General features: G+C 61.8%; 23 protein-coding genes. 13 read left to right on the forward strand and 10 right to left on the reverse strand.

The window, feature by feature from the left end; all coding sequences use genetic code 11:
• Positions 1–63: 63 nt before the first annotated feature.
• The 8 genes from crcB (at position 64) to RAZWK3B_RS03255 (ending at position 7,540) form a co-directional block, all read left to right on the forward strand.
• Positions 64–441 carry a fluoride efflux transporter CrcB gene (crcB, locus tag RAZWK3B_RS03220; RefSeq protein ID WP_007812140.1) on the forward strand — a complete coding sequence of 126 codons (378 nt, stop codon included), beginning with the start codon at positions 64–66 and terminating at the stop codon, positions 439–441.
• A complete protein-coding gene (locus RAZWK3B_RS03225; RefSeq protein WP_007812142.1) occupies positions 438–1,484 on the forward strand; it encodes an RluA family pseudouridine synthase in 1,047 nt (348 codons plus the stop codon). Before crcB ends, RAZWK3B_RS03225 begins: the two co-directional genes overlap by 4 nt.
• On the forward strand, positions 1,481–2,167 hold the full coding sequence (locus tag RAZWK3B_RS03230; RefSeq protein WP_007812144.1) for an HAD-IA family hydrolase: 687 nt from the start codon (positions 1,481–1,483) through the stop codon (positions 2,165–2,167). The genes RAZWK3B_RS03225 and RAZWK3B_RS03230 overlap by 4 nt, the downstream gene beginning before the upstream one ends.
• Positions 2,164–2,895: an ATP12 family chaperone protein gene (locus RAZWK3B_RS03235; RefSeq protein ID WP_007812148.1), complete on the forward strand. Its 732-nt coding sequence runs from the start codon at positions 2,164–2,166 to the stop codon at positions 2,893–2,895. Before RAZWK3B_RS03230 ends, RAZWK3B_RS03235 begins: the two co-directional genes overlap by 4 nt.
• A 183-nt stretch (positions 2,896–3,078) precedes the next feature.
• On the forward strand, positions 3,079–4,095 hold the full coding sequence (locus RAZWK3B_RS03240; protein ID WP_007812149.1) for an amino acid ABC transporter substrate-binding protein: 1,017 nt from the start codon (positions 3,079–3,081) through the stop codon (positions 4,093–4,095).
• Positions 4,096–4,251: 156 nt separating this feature from the next.
• The gene (locus RAZWK3B_RS03245) at positions 4,252–5,466 is read left to right on the forward strand and encodes an amino acid ABC transporter permease (RefSeq protein ID WP_007812151.1); all 1,215 of its coding nucleotides are present in this window, start codon (positions 4,252–4,254) and stop codon (positions 5,464–5,466) included.
• Position 5,467: 1 nt separating this feature from the next.
• Positions 5,468–6,754 carry an amino acid ABC transporter permease gene (locus tag RAZWK3B_RS03250; RefSeq protein ID WP_007812153.1) on the forward strand — a complete coding sequence of 429 codons (1,287 nt, stop codon included), beginning with the start codon at positions 5,468–5,470 and terminating at the stop codon, positions 6,752–6,754.
• Positions 6,755–6,769: 15 nt separating this feature from the next.
• A complete protein-coding gene (locus tag RAZWK3B_RS03255) occupies positions 6,770–7,540 on the forward strand; it encodes an amino acid ABC transporter ATP-binding protein (RefSeq protein ID WP_007812155.1) in 771 nt (256 codons plus the stop codon).
• 150 nt (positions 7,541–7,690) lie between these two features.
• On the opposite strand, the gene RAZWK3B_RS03260 is transcribed toward RAZWK3B_RS03255, so the two are convergent.
• The 10 genes from RAZWK3B_RS03260 to RAZWK3B_RS03305 form a co-directional block, all read right to left on the reverse strand.
• On the reverse strand, positions 7,691–8,185 hold the full coding sequence (locus RAZWK3B_RS03260) for a SixA phosphatase family protein (RefSeq protein WP_007812157.1): 495 nt from the start codon (positions 8,183–8,185) through the stop codon (positions 7,691–7,693).
• The gene (locus tag RAZWK3B_RS03265) at positions 8,182–8,811 is read right to left on the reverse strand and encodes a hypothetical protein (RefSeq protein ID WP_007812159.1); all 630 of its coding nucleotides are present in this window, start codon (positions 8,809–8,811) and stop codon (positions 8,182–8,184) included. Before RAZWK3B_RS03265 ends, RAZWK3B_RS03260 begins: the two co-directional genes overlap by 4 nt.
• 12 nt (positions 8,812–8,823) lie before the next feature.
• Positions 8,824–9,687: an acetylglutamate kinase gene (gene argB, locus RAZWK3B_RS03270; protein ID WP_037295010.1), complete on the reverse strand. Its 864-nt coding sequence runs from the start codon at positions 9,685–9,687 to the stop codon at positions 8,824–8,826.
• Between the two features lie 72 nt (positions 9,688–9,759).
• Complete coding sequence (gene yihA / locus RAZWK3B_RS03275) at positions 9,760–10,410, reverse strand: ribosome biogenesis GTP-binding protein YihA/YsxC (protein ID WP_007812162.1); 651 nt, start codon at positions 10,408–10,410, stop codon at positions 9,760–9,762.
• Positions 10,410–11,156, reverse strand: coding sequence for an MOSC domain-containing protein (locus RAZWK3B_RS03280; protein ID WP_007812165.1), 747 nt, complete (start codon positions 11,154–11,156; stop codon positions 10,410–10,412). The genes yihA and RAZWK3B_RS03280 overlap by 1 nt, the downstream gene beginning before the upstream one ends.
• A complete protein-coding gene (gene yidC, locus RAZWK3B_RS03285) occupies positions 11,153–12,967 on the reverse strand; it encodes a membrane protein insertase YidC (RefSeq protein ID WP_007812168.1) in 1,815 nt (604 codons plus the stop codon). Before yidC ends, RAZWK3B_RS03280 begins: the two co-directional genes overlap by 4 nt.
• 120 nt (positions 12,968–13,087) lie before the next feature.
• Positions 13,088–13,957, reverse strand: coding sequence for a tRNA 2-thiocytidine(32) synthetase TtcA (gene ttcA / locus RAZWK3B_RS03290; protein ID WP_007812170.1), 870 nt, complete (start codon positions 13,955–13,957; stop codon positions 13,088–13,090).
• A 159-nt stretch (positions 13,958–14,116) separates the two neighbouring features.
• The gene (locus tag RAZWK3B_RS03295) at positions 14,117–15,118 is read right to left on the reverse strand and encodes a cytochrome d ubiquinol oxidase subunit II (protein WP_007812172.1); all 1,002 of its coding nucleotides are present in this window, start codon (positions 15,116–15,118) and stop codon (positions 14,117–14,119) included.
• Positions 15,119–15,122: 4 nt separating this feature from the next.
• Positions 15,123–16,505, reverse strand: a complete 1,383-nt coding sequence (locus RAZWK3B_RS03300; RefSeq protein ID WP_007812174.1) for a cytochrome ubiquinol oxidase subunit I — start codon at positions 16,503–16,505, stop codon at positions 15,123–15,125.
• Positions 16,506–16,633: 128 nt separating this feature from the next.
• Positions 16,634–17,212: a TlpA family protein disulfide reductase gene (locus RAZWK3B_RS03305; RefSeq protein WP_037294830.1), complete on the reverse strand. Its 579-nt coding sequence runs from the start codon at positions 17,210–17,212 to the stop codon at positions 16,634–16,636.
• A gap of 22 nt (positions 17,213–17,234) precedes the next feature.
• Here RAZWK3B_RS03305 and argH point away from each other — a divergent pair, with 22 nt between their 5' ends.
• The 5 genes from argH (at position 17,235) to lysA (ending at position 21,845) form a co-directional block, all read left to right on the forward strand.
• Positions 17,235–18,626: an argininosuccinate lyase gene (gene argH / locus RAZWK3B_RS03310; protein WP_007812177.1), complete on the forward strand. Its 1,392-nt coding sequence runs from the start codon at positions 17,235–17,237 to the stop codon at positions 18,624–18,626.
• Positions 18,623–18,811 (forward strand): hypothetical protein, encoded by a 189-nt coding sequence (locus tag RAZWK3B_RS03315; RefSeq protein WP_007812180.1) that lies wholly within the window; start codon positions 18,623–18,625, stop codon positions 18,809–18,811. The genes argH and RAZWK3B_RS03315 overlap by 4 nt, the downstream gene beginning before the upstream one ends.
• The gene (locus RAZWK3B_RS03320) at positions 18,808–19,113 is read left to right on the forward strand and encodes a DUF2834 domain-containing protein (protein WP_007812182.1); all 306 of its coding nucleotides are present in this window, start codon (positions 18,808–18,810) and stop codon (positions 19,111–19,113) included. Before RAZWK3B_RS03315 ends, RAZWK3B_RS03320 begins: the two co-directional genes overlap by 4 nt.
• A 187-nt stretch (positions 19,114–19,300) precedes the next feature.
• Positions 19,301–20,491 carry a sugar-transfer associated ATP-grasp domain-containing protein gene (locus RAZWK3B_RS03325; protein WP_007812183.1) on the forward strand — a complete coding sequence of 397 codons (1,191 nt, stop codon included), beginning with the start codon at positions 19,301–19,303 and terminating at the stop codon, positions 20,489–20,491.
• 88 nt (positions 20,492–20,579) lie between these two features.
• Positions 20,580–21,845, forward strand: coding sequence for a diaminopimelate decarboxylase (gene lysA / locus RAZWK3B_RS03330; RefSeq protein WP_007812184.1), 1,266 nt, complete (start codon positions 20,580–20,582; stop codon positions 21,843–21,845).
• Positions 21,846–21,877 lie beyond the last annotated feature (32 nt).

A 21,877-nucleotide genomic window follows, 5' to 3' on the forward strand; every position in this document is an offset into this window, starting at 1 on the left:
GCGCGCGCCTTCAAACATCAGCACAGCTTGACAATCCACGGGTGGCGCGCGACAGACGCGGCCATGTTCATGACCTTTCTTCACGTGGCCCTTGGTGGTGCGATCGGTGCGATGCTGCGCTTCGGCACCGGGCTTGCCCTGCTGCGGCTCAGCGGCCCCGGCTTTCCCGTCGGTGTGCTCAGCGTCAATGTGCTGGGCTCTTTCCTGATCGGGATCTTTGCCGTGGTCTCGACCCAGAAGGGCCTGACGCATCTCAATCCGCTGGTCATGGCCGGGCTTCTGGGCGGGTTCACCACCTTCTCGGCTTTCTCGCTCGAGGCATTCACCCTCTATGAGCGCGGCCAGCTCGGCTCGGCGGGACTTTACGTTGTGTTGTCGGTCATCGGGTCACTGGCCGCATTGGCGCTTGGCGTCTGGATCGCACGGGGGATATGGGCATGAGCGGTGTTCAGACATTGACGGTTACCGAAGGCGATGCCGACCAGCGGCTTGACCGGTGGCTACGCCGGCACTTCCCGCATGTCTCTCAGGGGCGCATCGAAAAACTGTGCCGCAAGGGCGAGCTTCGGGTCGATGGCGGTCGTGTCAAGGCCAGCACCCGGCTCGAGGTGGGCCAGCAGGTCCGCATCCCGCCGCTGCCCGATCCCGGTCAGATCGACAGCGCGTCGCCACACAGCCGCATCAGCGATGCCGACGCGCGCATGATCCAATCCGCCGTGATCTACCGCGACGACCACATCATCGCTCTGAACAAGCCTCCGGGCCTGCCGGTGCAGGGCGGCAGCAAGCAGACCCGCCATGTCGATGGCCTTGCCGACGCGCTGCGCTTCGGCGCCGAGGAAAAGCCCCGCCTGGTGCACCGGCTCGACAAGGACACCTCGGGCGTTCTGATCCTCGCCCGCAGCCGGGCCGTGGCCAAGACCCTGACCGCCGGGTTCCGCCACCGCGACACCCGCAAGATCTATTGGGCCGCCGTCGCCGGTGTGCCAAGCCCGCGCATGGGCACGATCCGCTTCGGGTTGGTCAAGGCGCCCGGGCATGGTGCGCAGGGCGAAGGCGAAAAGATGCTCTGCCTGCATCCCGAGGCCGTCGACAGCACCCCCGGCGCCAAGCGCGCCACCACGGATTTCGCCGTGATCGAATCCGCCGGTGCGCGCTGCGCCTGGGTGGCTCTGGTGCCGGTGACGGGCCGCACCCATCAGCTGCGCGCCCATATGGCCGAGATCGGTCATCCCATCGTGGGCGACGGCAAATATGGCGGCTCCGGTCAGGAAAACATGGGCGACGGCTGGGGCGCCCAACTGGGTGGCGAAATCAGCCGCAAACTGCATCTCCATGCCCGGTCCCTGACGCTCGAGCACCCCGTTTCGCGCGCCCGCCTGCATCTGACCGCACCCTTGCCCGATCACATGAAACGCACCTGGGACATGTTCCAGTGGCAGACCTCCGAGGCGCCGGATGATCCGTTCGAGGATCTGCAATGACATCGCGCCCCTTGCGTCTTGTCGTCTTCGACGTGGACGGCACGCTGGTCGACAGTCAGGCCGATATCCTCGCCGCGATGGCCCATGCCTTCGATCGGGCCGGTCATCCCGTACCGCCGCGCGACACGGTGCTTGGCATCGTCGGCCTGTCGCTGGATGTGGCCGTGGCGCGGCTTGCGCCCGCGCTTGATACGGGTCGCCACGGGCAGATGGTCGGTTGGTACAAGGACGCCTATATGGAGCTGCGCGCGCAATCCGGCGCCGCGCAATCCTCGCCGCTCTATCCCGGCGCGCTCGAGGCGATCGAGGCCTTGCACGCGATCCCCGATGTGCTTCTGGGCGTGGCCACCGGCAAATCCCGTCGCGGGCTGGACAAGCTGCTCGATGCCCATGATCTGCGCCGCTATTTCGTCACCCAGCAAGTCAGCGATCATCACCCCTCCAAACCGCATCCCTCGATGCTGCAGGCGGCGCTGTCCGAAACCGGCGTGGCGGCCGATTGCGCAGTGATGATCGGCGACACCAGTTTCGACATGGAGATGGCCCATGCCGCCGGCATCACGGGAATCGGCGTCAGCTGGGGCTATCATCCGCGCGAGCATCTGCATCACGCGGCCCGCGTGATCGACGATTTCAGCCAGTTGCCCGCCTGTCTCGATCTTCTGTGGGAGAAAGCGTCATGAGCGAATGGAAGGCAAAACGCTTCTGGAAAACCGCCGAGGTTGACGCCCGCGACGACGGGTTTGCCGTGCGTCTCGATGGCCGCCCGGTCAAGACCCCCGCCAAGGCGCCGCTCGTCGTCCCGACCCAGGACATGGCCCGCGCCATCGCCGCCGAATGGGACGCGCAGGAGGATGTGATCAACCCGCACAGCATGCCGGTCACCCGCGCCGCCAATGCCGCCATCGACAAGGTCCGCCACCAGCATTCCGAAGTGGCGCAGATGCTGGCCGATTACGGTGACGCGGATCTGCTGTGCTATCGCGCCGCAAGCCCCGTTGAACTGATCCGCCGTCAATCCGAGGCCTGGGATCCCCTGCTTGACTGGGCCGAAGCGACATTCGGTGTGCGTCTTCGCACCGTGACCGGGGTCATGCATGCGCCGCAGGACGAGGCCGCACTTGCCGCTTTGACAGGCCCCGTGCACAAAATGGATGCATTCACCCTGACAGCCTTTCACGATCTCGTCAGCCTGTCCGGCTCTCTGGTTATTGGATTCGCCGCCCTCACTGGCCACCGCCCCCCCGAGGCTCTCTGGCAGCTCTCCCGCGTGGACGAGCAATGGCAGGCAGAGCTGTGGGGCGTTGACGAACAAGCCGCGGAACAGGCAGCGCTAAAAGAATCTGACTTTCTGGCCGCCAAGAGGTTTCATGATCTTTCGGGCGCGCCGCGCGCCTGGCTTAGGGACTGATTTACGTTACGATACCCTATGCCAAGGATCATTGTTTTTGGTGATCCAGGTCTTGACCTTTTGTGATGAATCCAACCAAACTCGATGCCACTGACTGGGCTTTGGCCCGGTTCACAGTTAGCTCGGGTCTTCCGGGCCGCACAAACCGTTCGTGTAAGAGCGGACAATCAGGAAGAGGTAAACATGAAAAAAACCGTGATTCTGGGCGCGTTGACCATCGCCGGGCTTTCCGCTGGCGCCGCTGCAGCAGCCACGCTTGACGACGTCAAAGCCCGTGGCAAGCTGAACTGTGGCGTGACGACGGGCCTTGTCGGCTTCGCTGCGCCTGACGCGAACGGCGAATGGCAGGGGTTCGATGTTGGCGTGTGCCGTGCTGTTGCCGCTGCTGTTCTCGGCGATCCTACCGCTGTCGAATTCGTTCCCACGACCGGCAAGACGCGCTTCACCGCGCTGGCGTCGGGCGAAATCGACCTTCTGGCACGTAACACCACATGGACCTTCTCGCGCGATGTCGACCTGAAGTTCGAATTCGTCGGCATCAACTACTACGACGGTCAAGGCTTCATGGTCCCAAAATCTTTGGGCGTGACCTCGGCCAAGGAACTCGATGGCGCGACCGTCTGCATCCAGACCGGCACCACCACCGAGCTGAACCTCGCGGATTTCTTCCGCGTGAACAACATCAGCTACGAGCCGGTTCCGATCGAAACCAACGCCGAAGCGCAGCCGCTCTATCTGGAAGGTGCCTGTGACGTCTACACCACCGACGCTTCCGGTCTGGCCGCAACCCGCGCCGCGTTCGAAACTCCCTCCGAGCATGTGATTCTGCCCGAGATCATCTCGAAAGAGCCGCTTGGACCGCTGGTGCGCCACGGCGACAGCGAATGGGGTGATATCGCACGCTGGACGCTGAACGCGCTGATCGCTGCCGAAGAATACGGCGTGACCTCGGCCAATGTCGCCGAGCTGGCCAACGGCACCGACAACCCGGAAATCAACCGTCTGCTCGGCACCGAAGGCACCTTGGGCGAAATGCTGGGTCTGGACGCCGAATGGGCCAAGCGCGCCATCATGGCGGGCGGCAACTATGGCGAGCTGTTCGAGAAGAACATCGGTGAGAACACGCCGATCGGTCTCAGCCGTGGTCTGAATGCCCAGTGGACCGAAGGCGGCCTGCTCTACTCACCGCCCTTCCGCTAAACAAATCTGTTGAAGGGCGCGGAACTTCCGCGCCCTTCCCCTGTGTCCAAGGCAATTCGCGAAACGCCAAGGCGCCAAGACAACAAAGCCGGACCTTCGGGACAGCCTGCGCTGTGATCGATCCATAAAAAAACGCCGGCAGCCAGGGAAGAATTCATGACCAGCATCTCTCCTCCGCGAGGGGAATCGTTCACGCTGTCCAAGCTTATCAACGATACCCGTTACCGCTCTTATACGTTTCAATTCATTGCATTGGTTCTGCTGATCGCCTTGTTCGCCTATCTCGGCAGCAACCTGGCGCAGAACCTCCGTGATGCGGGCCTCAATATTTCCTACGGCTTCCTGTCCGAGCCTGCGGGCTACGACATCAACCAGCGCCTCATCGAATACGACAGCCAGTCCACCCATCTTCGGGCCTCGATCGTCGGGGTGCTCAATACGCTGCTGGTGGCTTTCCTGGGCTGTATCCTCGCCACCATCATCGGTGTGGTCGTCGGCGTGCTGCGCCTGTCTCAGAACTGGCTGATCCGCAAGCTCATGTCCGTCTACGTTGAAATCTTCCGCAACGTGCCGGTGCTGATCTGGATCCTCATCATCATGGCGGTGTTCACCGCCGTCCTGCCCCAGCCGCGCGATTTCCGGGGCGATGATGCCGAAGCCTCGATGCTCTGGGATGCTTTCGCCTTTACCGGCCGCGGTTTCTATTTCCCCAAACCTGTGTTCGAAACCGGCTCCACCATCGTCGTCCTGACATTCCTCGCCTCGATCATCGGCATCTTCGTCTACCGCTCCTATGCGCGCAAACAACTGTTCCAGAAGGGTCGCCTGCTGCCGGTGTTCTGGCCGTCGGTGGGGCTGTTCTTCGTGCCCGCCGTGCTGATGTTCTTCATCGCGGGCCGCCCCATCTCGATGGAATACCCCTCGCTTCAGGGCTTCAACTTCCAGGGCGGCATCTACGCGCGCAACTCGTTCATCTCACTGTGGTTCGCCCTGTCGATCTACACCGCCGCCTTCATCGCCGAAAACGTCCGCGCCGGTATCCTTGCCGTCAGCAAGGGACAGACCGAAGCCGCCGCCAGCCTTGGCCTGCGCCCAAACCGGATCATGAACCTCGTGATCCTGCCTCAGGCGCTGCGGATCATCATTCCGCCGCTCATCTCGCAATACCTCAACCTGACCAAGAACAGCTCTCTTGCCATCGCCGTGGGCTACATGGACATCACCGGCACCCTCGGGGGCATCACCCTCAACCAGACGGGCCGCGCGATCGAAACCGTGCTTCTGCTGATGCTCTTCTACCTCGCCATCAGCCTTGCCATCTCGGCGGTGATGAACCTCTACAACAACGCCGTGAAACTGAAGGAGCGCTGAGATGTCCAAGTCCGATATCGCCTTCGTCCGGCGCGAGATGCTGCCCGAAAAAGCCCCGCCCGCAACCGCGGCAGGCCCGATCAAATGGGTGCGTGACAACCTCTTTCCGGGGCCGATCAACACGATCATGACCCTGCTGGCGATCTATTTCATCTATCAGATCGTCTCGGGCGCGATGCCCTGGTTCCTGAACGGCGTCTGGACCACCTCCAGCCTCGCGGAGTGCCGCGAGGTGCTTCAGGGCGCTACGGGTGGCTGTTTCTCGGTGCTGACGGAACGCTGGAATCAGCTGCTCTTCGGCTTCCAATACCCGTCCGAACAATACTGGCGGCCCACTCTGGCCTTTGTTCTGCTCTTCGTGGCCGTGGCGCCGGTGCTCTTCGTGGCCTTGCCGCGCAAACTGCTGATCTTCACCGGCCTTTACCCGTTCATCGCCTTCTGGCTGATCTGGGGCGGAACCCTGCTTGTGCCGCTGGTCGCCCTGATTGGCCTTGTCGCGGGCTATGTCGTGTTCTTGCGGGTCGAAACCAAGGGGTTCGCCACCGCCGCGCTGACAGGTCTGGTTGCGGTTGTTCTGGTCTGGTGGCTGGGTGGCTATGTGTCCACCGCCGCCTCCGAGACCCTTGCGCTCGAACCTGTGCAGTCGCGCAACATGGGCGGCTTCATGCTGAACATGATTCTCGGCACGGTCTGTGTCTCGCTCAGCTTGCCCTTCGGCATCCTTCTGGCGCTTGGCCGGCAATCCGACATGCCGATCATCAAATGGATCTGCGTGATCTTCATCGAATTCATTCGCGGCGTGCCGCTCATCACGCTCTTGTTCGTCGCCAATGTGGTGCTGGCCTATTTCCTGCCGCCGGGCAGCAATTTCGACCTGATCCTGCGCGTCATCATCATGATCACCATGTTCGCCTCGGCCTATATCGCCGAGGTGATCCGGGGCGGTCTCGCCGCCCTGCCGCGTGGTCAGTATGAAGCCGCCGACAGCCTCGGTCTGGATTACGCGCAGTCCATGCGCCTCATCATCCTGCCGCAGGCTCTCAAGATCTCGATCCCCGGTATCGTCAACGTCTCGGTGGGGCTGTTCAAGGACACCACACTGGTATCGGTGATCTCGATGTTCGATCTTGTCGGCATGATCCGGGGTCCGATCCTGGCCGCGACCGAATGGAACGGCGTCTACTGGGAGCTGTGGGGCTTCGCCGTCGTGCTGTTCTTCGTCGTCTGCTACGGCATCTCGCAATATTCGCAATGGCTGGAGCGTCAGCTGCAGCGCGACCATCGTTAAGGAAAGGTCAGTGTCATGACGGAACAACCGGCAGCTTTGCAAATCTCCGACGAGGTCGCCATCTCGATCGAGAACATGAACAAGTGGTATGGCGCCTTCCATGTGCTGCGCGACATCGACCTGACCGTGTATCGCGGCGAACGTATCGTGATCGCCGGTCCCTCTGGGTCGGGCAAGTCCACATTGATCCGCTGCATCAACGCTCTGGAAGAACACCAGCAGGGCAAGATCACCGTGGATGGCACGGTTCTGTCCAGCGATCTCAAGAACATCGACCGGATCCGCTCCGAAGTCGGGATGGTGTTTCAGCACTTCAACCTCTTTCCGCATCTCACCATCCTCGAGAATTGCACCCTCGCCCCGATCTGGGTGCGCAAGATCCCCAAGCGCGAGGCCGAAGACATCGCGATGCATTTCCTCGAAAAGGTGAAGATCCCCGAACAGGCCGACAAATACCCCGGTCAGCTTTCGGGCGGTCAGCAGCAGCGTGTCGCCATCGCCCGCTCACTCTGCATGCGTCCTCGGATCATGCTGTTCGACGAACCGACATCGGCGCTCGACCCCGAGATGATCAAAGAGGTGCTCGACACGATGGTCGCCCTTGCCGAAGAAGGCATGACCATGCTCTGCGTCACCCACGAGATGGGATTTGCCCGTCAGGTCGCCAACCGGGTGATCTTCATGGATCAGGGGCAGATCGTCGAACAGAACGAACCCGAAGAGTTTTTCAACAACCCGCAATCGGACCGGACCAAGCTGTTTCTCAGCCAGATCCTCGGTCACTGAATCGCCGGGTTTCGAGATCTTGCGCGGTCCCTTCGGGGGCCGCGTTTTTCGTCCCGGATGGCCATTTGTGTACAGGATGGACACAAATTCCCCGGTTCACCCCCAGTTTCGTCCTAAACGCGTGTAGGTTTCGTACAAGCCCTACACAACTCACTCGTCGATCAGCTCGCGCGGGACGACAAAGGCAAGGGTCCGGCCCGTGCCCATTTCCAGTAGGCTCCAATCGTCAATATCGAACTCCGCCACAAGCGTGGCGCCGGTCGGATAATCGTCAAATCTTGGGTGATCTGGCGCCGTTTCCACTACATCTTGTGCGAATTCCGCAATTCCGGGATTATGCCCCAGCATCAGAACAGTGTGCCCCGTGGCCTGCATCAAGGCGCGCAGCATATCCTCGGGAGCGGCATGATAGAGCCTGTCCAACCACCGCACATCCCCCCTCAACCCCAATGTCGCAAACGTCTCGCGCGTCCGGGTGGAGCTTGAGCTAAGTGTCTGATCTGGAATGAAATTACGCTCTTTCAACCACGCCCCAAGCGCCTTTGCAGAGCGTATTCCCCGCGCGTTCAAAGGCCTCTCATGGTCGCTCATGCCGGGATGATCCCAGCTCGATTTCGCGTGCCGCATCAGGATCAACCGTTTCATTTGAACGCCCTCATGTGGAATGCCGATTGCTCTTCAAGACGACCATATCCAACGCTGACAGGGCAGACCCGGCGCACCGCGCAACCCTTTGACATACAATCATTTTCCTGGCGGTCCAGATCGGTTTTGCAGGCCGCCACATCATATCCGGCGGGACTCAGGGCATCCACCGGACAGGCCGCCAGACAGGGCTGTTTTTCGCAGCTATCACAAGGGCTTGGCGGTGCTTCGGGCAAATCCAACCGCTCGACAAAGCCCAAGGCCCCGCGAAACGACACCATCAACCCCGCCGTGTCATGAACCAGCAACCCCACAGGCGACACATGCGCCCGCCCGCTGTCCAGCGCCCATTGCAGAAACGGCTCCCAAGGCGGGCCGCCAAACGGGAAAAAAGGCTTTGCATTCAGGGTATTGGCCAGACCGCCAATCACCCGCGATGACCATCTGTCCAATGGGTCTGCCTGCCCGTCGCGATACTCCTCCGACGCCTTGAACACCTCCCAGAACCCCGGCTCCCTCGGTCCCAGCAACAGCAACGTCCCGATCCCTTCCGGAACCGCTTCGGTCACGCCTCCAAGGATGCTCAAATGCTGCTTTTCGACTTCGTTTTCAATGTCTTGCAGCATTTCGGCTTGCCCCTAGCGCGCCCGGATCAGCGACCCGGCGCCATGTTCGGTGTAAAGCTCCAGCAACACCGCATTCGGCGCCCGCCCGTCCAGAATGACCACCGCGCGCACCCCACCATCGATCGCCGCCAGCGCCGTCTCGGTCTTGGGAATCATCCCGCCCGCAATCACGCCCTCGCGGGTCATCTCGCGGATCTGATCTGCGGTGAGTTCGGTCACGACCTCGCCCGTCGCATCACGCACACCGTCAATATCGGTCAATAAAAGAAGGCGATCGGCCTTCAATGCCGCAGCAATTGCACCGGCCGCGGTATCGCCATTTATGTTGTAGGTCTCGCCATTCCGGCCCGCCCCAAGCGGCGCGATCACCGGGATCGCATCGTCTCGGAACAGCGTGTGAAGGATCGACGGATTAATCTCCGTCGGGTTACCGACCAGCCCCAAAGCCGGATCGGCGGGATCGCATGTGATCAGCCCGGCATCCTTGCCTGACAGGCCAACGGCCTTGCCACCCTGACGGTTGATCGCCTGAACGATCCGCTTGTTCACGCGGCCGGACAAGACCATTTCAACGACTTCCATTGTCGCTTCGTCGGTCACGCGCTTTCCGTTCACGAATTCGGATTTTATATCAAGCTTTTCAAGCATTTGGTTGATCATTGGCCCGCCGCCATGGACGATCACAGGGTTGACGCCCACCTGCTGCATGAGCACCACATCGCGGGCGAAAGTCTCCATCGCCTCATCGCTGCCCATGGCGTGGCCACCCAGCTTGATTACAACGATCGAGCCATCATAGCGCTGCAGATAAGGCAGTGCTTCGGACAAGGTGCGGGCAGTGGCGATCCAGTCGCGGTTCATTTCACGTTGCTTCATCATCTGTGATCCTTAGGTCCTGCGGGTTATCCCCGGAGGCGGGCGTCCATTCAAGGTATTTTGCGCGCACGCCTATTCGAGCGTGGCAATCACTGCGCGCAGCGTGGCGATGCCGTCGCCCTTTTCGGACGATGTCATGATGATCTCAGGATAGGCCGCCGGATGCTTGGCGAGCTTGGCCCGCACCTGTTCCAGAACAGCCTCGCGATCCTTGTCCTTTACCTTGTCCGCCTTGGTCAGCACACATTGAAAGGTCACGGCGGAACTGTCCAAAAGGCTCATGATCTCTTCGTCCACGGATTTGATCCCGTGGCGCGTATCAACCAGCACAAAGGCCCGCCGCAGGCTCTGCCGCCCCGAAAGATATTTCTTCAAGAGCGCCTGCCATGCCGCGACCTTGTCGAGCGGCGCGTTGGCATAGCCGTAGCCCGGAAGATCGACCAGATAGTGCGACTCGCCAAGCGCAAAGAAATTGATTTCCTGTGTGCGTCCCGGTGTGTTGGACGCCCGCGCTATCGCCTTGCGACCGGTCAGGGCATTGATAAGGCTGGATTTTCCCACGTTCGAACGGCCTGCAAAGCACACCTCGATCCGGTCGGCGGGGGGCAGGCCCGACATTGCCACGACACCCTTGAGAAAGTCGACAGGCCCGGCAAAGAGCAACCGTCCGCGTTCGGCAGCGAACGAATCCGGATCATCCATGAGGGGAAAAGGCAGTTTCATTATAGCACGTCCACTTGGTCACCAATCGCGATCCCGCCGCTTTTGGTCACTTCGGCATAGATCCCGAAATCCTGATGTCCGAAGCGGGAATTCAAGATGTCCAACGTGTCGGCATCGCGACGCCCCGTGCCCGGATTTGCGGTGGTCGCAAGACAGCGCACAATGCGTTCGCGCACCAAGAGTTCCGCATCACCCACGCGCACGGTATGGCCAATCCAGTCAAATTCTTCCCATGCCGGGACACCCGAGAAATGGATGTTGCAGCGCCAGCGCAAGGCCGAGATATCCTGATCCATCGCGTCGCTCATGGCGGCGTTGGAAGCAAGGTTCAAAAGGCTGACCGAGGGGTAGTCGGTGTCGGTCATGCCGCGCCCCTCGACCCTGACGAGGCGGGTGGATTGCGCGCGGTTATCAGGCATCAAGGGGCGCACCCAGTCCAGAAACCTCTGCTCATCCTTGTCAGGATCAAAGGTCAGCTCCGGCCTCTCCGGATGGCTGAGAGTGACGGTTCCTGCGGCCTCGTCGCATGTCGCGTTGATACCCATCAGGGCCGCCACTTTGGAGCCGCGCGAGAAGTTGGTGCAGGGCGCCCAAGCGGTGTCGTCCGCCTCGGCCAGTTCATGCGCTACGGCCCACCGGCGGTCCCACGGAATGGTCTGACCGACGGTCAGCGCGATGCGATCAATCGCTTCGCGTCCATGCCCCTTGATTGGGTGACGCCAGAGGGCCGTCACATGCCCTGTCATTTCTTCTCTGTCTTGGGCTTGCGTTTCATGCTGGACAGGATGTTCCCCAAGACGTCGGGTTTGTAGCCCTGAGAGCGCATGATCAGGTATTGCTGAGCAAAGGTGATCATGTTGTTCGCGATCCAGTAGACCACAAGACCGCTGGCAAAGCTGCCCAGCATGAACATGAACACCCAAGGCATCCAGGCGAAGATCATCTGCTGTGTCGGATCGGTGGGCGCCGGATTCAGCTTTTGCTGCAGCCACATCGAAATGCCCAAAAGCAGCGGCAGAATACCGATGAAGATCAAAGCAATGATCGAGCCCGGCTCGGGCGCGGCCCATGGCAGGATGCCCCAGAGGTTATAGAGCGACGAGGGGTCAGGCGCCGACAGATCGTCGATCCAGCCAATCCACGGGGCATGCCGCAGTTCCAGCGTGACGAAGATCACCTTGTAGAGCGAGAAGAAAATCGGGATCTGCAAGAGGATCGGCAAACAGCCCGAAGCCGGGTTCACCTTTTCCTTCTTGTAAAGTTCAATCATCTCTTTCTGAAGCTTCTGACGGTCGTTGCCGGCAGATTCCTTGATCTTCTCCATCTGCGGCTGAAGTTCCTTCATCTTCGCCATCGAGACGTAGGACTTGTAGGCCAGGGGCAGAAGAAGTGCCTTGATGAGCAGGGTCAGACCGATGATCGCCCACCCCATGGAACCGGCGATACCCATGCCCGCCAGCGTCACGTTCAGCCAGTGCAGGACAGCGAAAATCGGTTTGGTCAGGAAGAAGAACCAGCCCCAGTCAATCGAATCCAGAAAGCGATCAATGCCATCCTCGTTTTGATAGTTACGGATGGTTTCCCATTCCTTGGCCCCGGCAAAAAGCCGCGTCGTCACAGTTGCGCTCTGGCCCGGTGCCACCGTTTCGGTGTTCTTGCGGACAGTGGTCTGATAGATGTTGCGGCGCGTGTCCTGAAAGGTTGTGACCTGCGCGCCAGCCATACTCGGGATCAGTGTGGTCATCCAGTAGTGGTCGGTGAATCCGGTCCAGCCGCTTTCGTTCACGGTGAGCGTTTCGTGGTTCGAGGCCGGTTCGAAATCGTCGTAGTCGATCTCGGACAACTGGCCATCGACCATGCGGATGCCGCCTTCGTGGAGGATGAAGAAGTTCTTGAGGTCTACCGGCTCGCCATGCCGCGCCAGAATGCCGTAAGGCGCCAGTGACGGGGTGTCGGCGCCGGTATTCTCGACGCTTTGGGTGACGGTGAACATGAACTTGTCATCGACGCTGATTTCGCGGCGGAATGTCAGGCCCTGCTGGTTGTCCCACACCAACGTAACAGGCGTTTCCGGCGACAGCTGATCGCCCGATTCCACTTTCCAGACAGTGTTGGCGCCCGGTACGGTCTCGGCTGTCAGGCCCTGACCCGGAGCCCAGCCGAACAAGGCGTAATATGCGCTGTCCGTGCCGATCGGCGACAACAGTGTGACGGTGTCCGATCCCGGCTCAAGCGTCTCGCGGTAGTTTTTCAACGACAGCTGATCGATGCGACCGCCTTTGAGTGAGATCGACCCGTCAAGGCTGGGCGTAGAGATCGCCACGCGAGGCGCCTCGGGTTCTTCGGCCTCGGGTGCGGGCGTGCCTGCGGTGGCGCCTGTCGCGGGTGCCGTGGCGGTCAGGGGCGCGGTGGCGCTGCCATCGACCTGCGAGGCCGCTTCAGGCGTCGTGGCATCCTGCTGGGGCGGTTCGGGCGGTGGGAAAAGCACGAACCACACCAGAATGACGACAAAGCTCAGTGCGGTCGCAAGAATGAGGTTCTTGTTCTGATCGTCCATCGCAGGGGGCCACCCATCCTGTTTTCAGTCATGGCGGTTCAACAGAGTGCGGGGCCAAACGTCAAGGGGATTCAGGGAAAACCGGCTGCGTTGTCTGGGCGCAGAGGGAAGTATGGACGTTTAGCGGAGGCGTGGAAGGGCGTCGGGATTGCCATCTTCGGGTGGGGCGCCGCGCGTCAGGCCGGCGAAGTCGAACAGGCCGGGGTCCAGAAGATGCGAGGGCCGCGCGTTCATGAGCGCGCGGAACATTACCTGCCTGCGACCGGGTGAATTGGCCTCCCAACCATCAAGAATCCGCTTGACCTGCTGGCGTTGGAGCCCGTCCTGAGAGCCACAGAGATCACAGGGAATTATGGGGTAACCCATTGAATTCGCAAACTTCTCGCAATCCGCCTCGGCGACGAAAGACAGCGGGCGATAGACGAAAACATCGCCTTCCTCGTTCAGGAGCTTGGGGGGCATGGTGGCGAGGCGGCCGCCGTGGAAGAGGTTCATGAAAAAGGTTTCGAGAATGTCGTCGCGGTGGTGGCCCAGAACGACCGCAGAGCAGCCTTCTTCGCGGGCGATGCGATAGAGGTGGCCACGCCGGAGGCGAGAACACAGCGCGCAATAGGTCCGGCCCTGCGGAACCTTGTCGACGACGACGGAATAGGTGTCCTGATACTCGATCCGGTGGGGCACGCCCATCTTTTCGAGGAACTCGGGCAGCACGGTCGCGGGGAAGCCGGGTTGGCCCTGATCGAGGTTGCAGGCCAATAAATCAACGGGCAAAAGGCCGCGCCACTTCAATTCGTGCAGCACCGCAAGGAGCGTGTAGCTGTCCTTGCCGCCCGAGAGGCAGACCAGCCAGCGGGCGCCTTTTTCGATCATGCCGAACTGCTCGATCGCTTCGCGGGCCTGGCGGACGATGCGTTTGCGCAGCTTTTTGAACTCGGTTCCCGAGGGGGCACCGGCAAAGAGCGGGTGGATGTCTTTTGCGTCGTCCAACATGCTGCCGCTTTAGGCAATTCAGGGCCATCCGGCAAGGCCCGCGTTGTGTACGAATTGTACGAAACCTACACGCGTTCAGGACGAAACTTGGCCTGCTTCCCGCGATTTGTGTCCCTTCCGTACACAAATGACCCCGGACAAGTCGCGCCCGGGGCCGGATCAGTCGTAGCTGAGCTGCGTCGCCTTGCCCCGGAAGATCACATAGGCCAGCACCGTGTAGGCGAGGATTACCGGGATCACGACCAACGCGCCGTAGAAGATGATGCGCAGGCTTTCGGGTGCGGCGGCAGCGTCATAAAGCACCATCTGTTCGGGCACGATGTAGGGATAGAAGCTGTAGGCCATTCCGGCAAAGCCAAGCGCCATCAGCCCGATCGCGCCCACGAAGGGCAGCCACGCGAACCGGTCATCGGCCGAGGGCAGGTTGCGCAGCGACACCCAGAGCATGACGATCAGCGCCAGCGAACAGAGCGGCAGGGGGGCCAGCAGCACGATTTCGGGGAAGCCGAACCATTTGTCCATGATCCGGTCCGAGGTGAGCGGCGTGGCCAGAGAGACCGATCCCATGCCAAGCACCACACCCCAAATCCCACCGCGCGCCCAACGGACCGCTTTGGTCTGGAGCGCACCGTCGGTCTTGAGGATGGTCCAGGCAGCCCCGATGAAGCTGTAGGCGACGGTCAGGGCGCCTGCGGTCAGCAGGGCGAAGGCCACGCTGGCCAATGTCCAACGCAGACCGAGAATGTAGATGCCGAGCATGAAGCCCTGCGAAAGAGCGGTCATCAGGCTTCCGGCGAAAAAGGCGCGATCCCACCAGGGTTTCTGGGTGCGGGGCGCTTTGGCACGGAACTCGAACGCGACGCCACGCAGGATCAGGCCGATCAGCATGACGGTCACGGGCAGGTAGAGCGCCGTGAGGATCGTGCCATGGGCGGCGGGAAAGGCCACCAGCAAAAGCCCGATCGCAAGCACAAGCCATGTTTCGTTCGCGTCCCAGAACGGACCGATCGAGGCGATCATGCGGTCGCGTTCCTCGGGGGTGGCGAAGGGCATCAACAGCCCCACGCCCAGATCGAACCCGTCGAGAATGACGTAAAGCAGGATCGACAGGCCCATCAGGGTCACGAAGATCAGCGGCAGGGTGGTTGCGTCGAGGATCATATCTCTACTCCGCAGGCATTGCGGCCTGAGCTTCGGACGGGCGGCGGGGTTCTTCGCGCACCGGCGTATCCCCACGCGCGGCCCGGCGGGCGAGGTGCAACAGAACCCCGATATAGGCCAGCAGCAGGACGGCGTAGACGATAAGATAGGTGATCAGCGATCCAAGAACCATCGGTGCCGCGACATCACCCACGGCGGCTTCGGTGCTGAGCACGCCCTGAACCAGCCACGGCTGACGGCCGATTTCGGTGGTATACCAGCCCGCAAGGGTGGCGACCCAGCCCGAGAAGGTCATCGCGACGCCGGCGTAGAGGAAGGGTTTGGGCAGGTTATGCGCGCCACGGCGGCGCAGCAGCACCAGACCCGCCCAGCTGAGCGCCAGCATGGCCATGCCGGTGGCGACCATCACCCGGAAGGACCAGAATACAGGCGCCACGGGCGGGTGCAGCACGGTGCCATCCTCGGCCACGAAATCGTTCAGGCCCGGCACGACCCCATCGGCGGAATGCTTGAGAATCAGGCTGGCGCCGTTGGGAATGGCGATCTCGAACCGGTTTTCGCGGGCGACCTCGTCGGGGAGGGCGAACAGCACCAGCGGCACGTTCGGCCCGGTTTCCCAGTTGCCTTCCATCGCGGCGACCTTTTGCGGCTGGTGTTCCAGCGTGTTGAGGCCATGCAGATCGCCCATGAGGATCTGCAGCGGGATCAGCACGGCGCCAAGCACCAGACCGAAGCGAAGCTGGGTTGCCGATGTCTCGCTCCGGTCGCCCAAGAGGCGGCGGAAGGCCACGATCCCGACGATAAGGAATGCCACGGTCAGGCCCGAGGCCAGCAGCATATGGGCGAGGCGATAGGGCATCGAGGGGTTGAAGATGATCGCCATCCAGTCGGTCGCATGAACGATCCCGTCACGCAGCTCGAACCCTGCGGGCGTGTGCATCCAGCTGTTGAGCACGAGAATCCAGAACGCGCTCATGGTGGTGCCGAAGGCGACGAGGAAGGTGGCGGTGATATGCAGCCAGCCCGGAACACGGGAGGCGCCAAAAAGCATGATCCCGAGGAACACCGCTTCGAGGAAGAAGGCGGTCAGCACCTCATAGGCCAGAAGCGGCCCGGCGACATTGCCCACGGTTTCCATGAAGCCCGGCCAGTTTGTGCCGAACTGGAACGACATGGTGATGCCCGACACGACGCCAAGTGCAAAGGACAGGGCGAAGACCTTGACCCAGAACATGTAGGCGTCCCACCATTTGCGTTCGCCCGTGCGGGCAAAGCGATAGCGGAAGAACAAGAGCACCCAGCCGAGCGCGATGGTGATCGTCGGAAACAGGATGTGAAACGAGATGTTCGCCGCAAATTGAACGCGCGACAGAAGCAGGGCTTCCATGGGGCTCTCCGGGTAAAGGTTACTCTTGGACCTTCATTTAGCGGGTGAGCCATCCGCGGTAAGGGGGTGCGCTCAGCCGCCGCACTGGGGATATGGCGGCGGAAGCGGCGTCAGGTGCAGGGCTGGCGTCAGCCGCCAGACGCACCGTCGATGAGCGCCCGAAGGATCGCCTTGGCGCTGTCGGAGTTCCAGTGGGCATCGCCCTGCAGGCGGGCGATTTCCTGACCTTCGGGAGTCAGGATCACGGTGATCGGCAGGCCGAACACGCCCATTTCGCGGGCGATGGCGCTTTGCGGGTCGCGGTGCAGCGGCAGGTTGTCGACGCCGATCTCGTCGAAGAATTTCTTCATGGCGGGAGGCGCGTTGCGGCCTGTGGCCAGCGTGACCACCTCGAACGTGTCGCCGCCAAGCTCGGTCTGCAGCTCGGAGAGCATGGGCATTTCCTTGCGGCAGGGCGCGCACCATGTGGCCCAGAAGTTCAGCACGACATGCTTGCCCTGATAGTCGGCCAGCGTGCCTGTGGTGCCGTCATCGCGGGTGAAGGGGATTTGCGAGACGGGCTGCGGTTCGGAATGGAAGTTGAGTTTCTTCATGTCGCCGTCGCGCAGGGCGGCGACTTCGGACAGATCGGCGGTCATATCGGCCATTGCGCCGTTTGCACCGAGTGCGAGCGCAATATAAAGGATGCAGCAACGAATTATCTTCATTTTCCCTCCGAAGGGCTGAGACATGACAGACACGACCTCGAACCAGATGTGGGGCGGCCGCTTTGCCGCAGGGCCGGACGCGATCATGGAGGCGATCAACGCCTCGATCGGGTTCGACAAGCGGTTGGCGGCCCAGGATATTGCCGGCTCGCGCGCCCATGCCGCGATGCTGGCGGCGACGGGTATCATTAGTGATAGTGATGCCGAGGCGATGAGGGAAGGGCTGCTCACGGTCTTGTCAGAGATCGAGGAGGGGCGGTTCGAATTTTCCACCGCGCTGGAGGACATCCACATGAACGTGGAGGCGCGGCTCAGGCAGGTGGTGGGCGAGCCTGCGGGGCGGCTGCATACGGGGCGGTCGCGCAACGATCAGGTGGCGACGGATTTCAAGCTGTGGGTGCGCGATCAGCTGGATGCGGCGGAAGCCGGGTTGCTGTCGCTGATCCGGGCGCTTTTGGCGCAGGCCGAGGCGGGGGCGGATTGGGTGATGCCGGGCTTCACCCATCTGCAGACCGCGCAGCCGGTGACATGGGGGCATCACATGATGGCCTATGTCGAGATGTTCGGCCGCGATCTGGGCCGGGTGCGGGATGCGCGCAAAAGGATGAACGAATGCCCGTTGGGAGCCGCGGCGCTGGCGGGGACGTCGTTTCCCATCGACCGCGAGATGACCGCGAAGGCGCTTGGCTTTGACCGGCCTGCGGCGAATTCGCTGGATGCGGTGAGCGACCGGGATTTCGCGCTGGAGTTTCTGGGGGCGGCCAGCATCTGTGCGATGCATCTGAGCCGTTTTGCCGAGGAGCTGGTGATCTGGTCGTCGGCTCAGTTCCGCTTCGTGGCGCTGAGTGACCGGTTTTCGACCGGGTCGAGCATCATGCCGCAGAAGAAGAACCCCGACGCCGCCGAGCTGATTCGCGCCAAGGTGGGGCGTATTTTCGGGGCGAATGTGGCGTTGATGATGGTGATGAAGGGGCTGCCGCTGGCCTATTCCAAGGACATGCAGGAGGACAAGGAGCAGGTCTTTGACGCGGCGGACAACCTGATGCTGGCGCTGGCGGCGATGGATGGCATGGTGCGCGACATGGTTCCGCAGCGCGCGGCACTGGAGGCGGCGGCGGGTGCCGGGTTCAGCACGGCGACCGATCTGGCGGATTGGCTGGTGCGGGTGCTGGGGACGCCCTTCCGCGAGGCGCATCACGTGACGGGCAGTCTGGTGGCGATGGCCGAGCGCAAGGGCTGCGACCTGCCGGAGTTGAGCCTTGAGGAGATGCAATCGGTGCATGGAGAAATCGATGCATCGGTCTATGATGTTCTGGGCGTGCATAATTCGGTGGCGTCGCGGATCAGCTATGGCGGAACCGCCCCCGAGCAGGTGCGCGCGCAGATCGCACGCTGGAAGGAGATTTTGGAATGACACGCATCGGTGCAGTTCTGGCGCTGACCGCGATGGCGGCCCTTGCGGGCTGTGGCGCGGATGGAGAGCCGATCCGCCCCACGGCGAAGGCCAATGTGGGTGTCGGTGAACGCGGCGTGAACGGGGCGGTCGGGACCAAGTGGATCAGCGGAACCGTCAGTGTGGATGTGGGGGCCACGTTTTGAGGTGGGTCTGGCTGGCGCTGGCGGTCTGGGGTGCGGTGCATCCAATGAGCTGGTTTGTCGCGTGGTTCAGGGAAAACGGCGTCGATCTGATGGGGATGGTGGATGCCTGGCATGCCAATGCCGCCACCAGTGGGCTGGTCTGGGATCTGACGATCGCGGCGGTCACTCTGACGGTCTGGGTGATCTGGGAATGCGTGACGCGGCGCGCGTGGCTTGGGCTGATCGCCATTCCGGCGACCTTCGGGATCGGGGTCAGCTGTGGGTTGCCGCTGTATCTGTTCCTGCGGTCGGGGTCACGCTGATCGGATAGCTGGCCGGGCGCGTTGCGCCTGACGGAGTCCACAAGCCGCCATCCGTGACCGGCACTGATTGTGTGTCCGCGAGATGCATAATGCGGCCCGCAAAAACATCATTGTTGCCAAAATTTGGACATGATCGGCGGCAATACTCGGTCTCGAAGGCAGTTTTGTTGATGAGGATACCGAGACTATGACCGAAGCTGTAACCCCCACCATGGCGCTTCTGGAAGCGCCGTCCAAGCCGAAGCCCCCGACCGCGAAGCTGATCGAAGATGTCGCGCGCAAGTTCGGGATCAGCCCGTTGCGGCAGTTCCGCGAGATGATGCGCTTGTGCGCCGGTTGGCGGGCCATGGATTTCCACGAATATTACACCAATCAGGTGTATCGTCCCGAGCTGAACCTTGCCGAGAAGATGACCTATGTGGGCGAGAAGGGCAGCGCGCGGCTGAATCGCCGGTTGTCGCCCTATCAGATCACGGGGCTGCGCGCTTTTGTGCGGGACAAGGTGATGTATGGCACGCTGATGGCGACCTTGGGCTTTCCTGTGCCGACGGTGCAGGCCGTGTTCTCGAAGGATCGCAGCTATGGCAAACTGCGGTCGCTGCATGACGTCGAGGAGATCGAGGCATTCTTGCTGAACGACGCGCGATATCCGTTGTTCGTCAAGCCGGAAGAAGGCTCGGGGAGTGTTGGGTCGGCGCTGATCGTGGCGCTCGATCGCGAGCAGCGCGCGCTGGTGCTGGCGAATGGAAAGAGCATCGACCTGCGCGCTTTCGCAATCGAGGTCGAGACGCGCTATGAGGAAGGGTTCCTGTTTCAGGATGCTGTGCAGCAGCACAGCATGATGAGCGATGTCGCCGGACAGGCGGTGGGCAGCATCCGTGTCGTGACCGTGTTCGACGGTGACACGCCCAGCTGTCTTTATGCGCTTTGGAAAGTGCCGTCGCCATCGGCCATGTCGGACAATTACTGGCAGCCGGGAAGCATGCTGGCCGAGTTGGACAAGATGAGCGGGCAAGTTCTGCAGTGTCGCCGGGGCAGTGGCCCGGATCAGGAGATCATCGAGCGTCACCCGGTCAGTGAAGCGGTTTTCACCGAATTGCGTATTCCGCATTGGGACGAGGTGCTGCGGATGACCGCCGAAGCGCATCGGGTCTTGCCGAAATTCGGGGTGATCGGCTGGGATATCGCGATCACGCCTGAGGGGCCGCTAATCATCGAGTGCAACGCCAACCCGCATCACATGCTTTATCAACTGGCGACGGGAAAGGGTATTCACAATCCCGATTTCGCCGAGGTGTTCGACCGGGTGGCGGCACGTGCGGATGGCTATTGGCAAGAGTGCAAGCGCAAGATGAAGGCCGAGCGCAAACGCAGCTGATCGACAGGCCTGCCGGGGGCGAGCTTTCCCGGCGGGCGAGCCCGCGATTTGGATTGATCCGCGCGATAAATCGCCTTAAGGGCGCGACATGGATCATTTTCTCTATCGCAATGGCGAGCTCTACGCCGAAGATGTGCCCGTGGCCGAGATCGCGGCCCAAGTGGGCACGCCGTTCTATTGCTATTCGACAGCCACGCTCACGCGGCATTTCCGGCTGTTCGACGAGGCGTTGGCGGGTACCGAGCATCTGATCTGCTATGCGATGAAAGCCGCGAGCAATCTTGCGATCCTGAAGACGCTGGCGGAGTTGGGTGCCGGCATGGACGTGGTCTCGGGCGGGGAATATGCGCGCGCCAAAGCCGCAGGCGTGCCGGGCGAGCGGATCGTCTTTTCGGGCGTCGGCAAGACGCGTGATGAGATGCGGATGGCGCTGGAAGGCGGTATCCGGCAGTTCAACGTCGAATCTGAGCCCGAGATGGCGGCGCTCAACGAGGTGGCGTTGTCCTTGGGTCTGCGCGCGCCGATCACCGTGCGCGTCAACCCGGATGTGGATGCCAAGACTCACGCCAAGATCGCCACCGGCAAGAGCGAGAACAAGTTCGGCATTCCGATTGCCCGCGCCCGAGAGATCTATGCCGAGGCGGCGGCGATGCCCGGTCTCGAGGTGGTCGGGATCGATGTGCATATCGGCAGCCAGCTGACCGAGCTGGAGCCATTCCGGCTGGCCTATGAAAAGGTGGCGGATCTGACCGAGGCGCTGCGCGCGGATGGGCATGATATCCGGCGGCTGGATCTGGGCGGCGGTCTGGGCATTCCTTACACCCGGTCGAACGAGGCGCCGCCGCTGCCGGTGGACTATGGCCAGCTCATCAAGGATACGGTGGGTCATCTGGGTTGCGAGATCGAGATCGAGCCGGGCCGTCTGGTGGTGGGCAATGCGGGGATCCTCGTCAGCGAGGTGATTTACCTCAAGGCCGGGGAGGGGCGCGATTTCCTGATCCTCGACGCGGCGATGAACGATCTGATCCGGCCCGCGATGTATGACGCCTATCACGACATCGTCCCGGTCCGCGAGCCGCAGCCCGGTGCCGAGCAGGCGGCCTATGACATCGTCGGGCCGGTGTGCGAATCGGGGGATACTTTTGCCAAGGCGCGGATGATGCCGGCGCTGGCGCAGGGGGATCTGGTGGCGTTTCGCAGTGCCGGCGCCTATGGCGCGGTGATGGCCAGCGAGTACAATACACGGCCTTTGGTGCCCGAAGTTCTGGTGCATGAGCATCAATTCGCTGTCATCAGGGCAAGGCCGACCTTTGACGAGATCATAAATCGAGATACCATCCCTGAGTGGCTGTGACGCGATGGGCGTGTCCGGCCCCTGAAGGGAAC

It is taken from the genome of Roseobacter sp. AzwK-3b (assembly GCF_000170875.1).
In the GTDB taxonomy this organism is placed as follows: domain Bacteria; phylum Pseudomonadota; class Alphaproteobacteria; order Rhodobacterales; family Rhodobacteraceae; genus Roseovarius; species Roseovarius litoreus.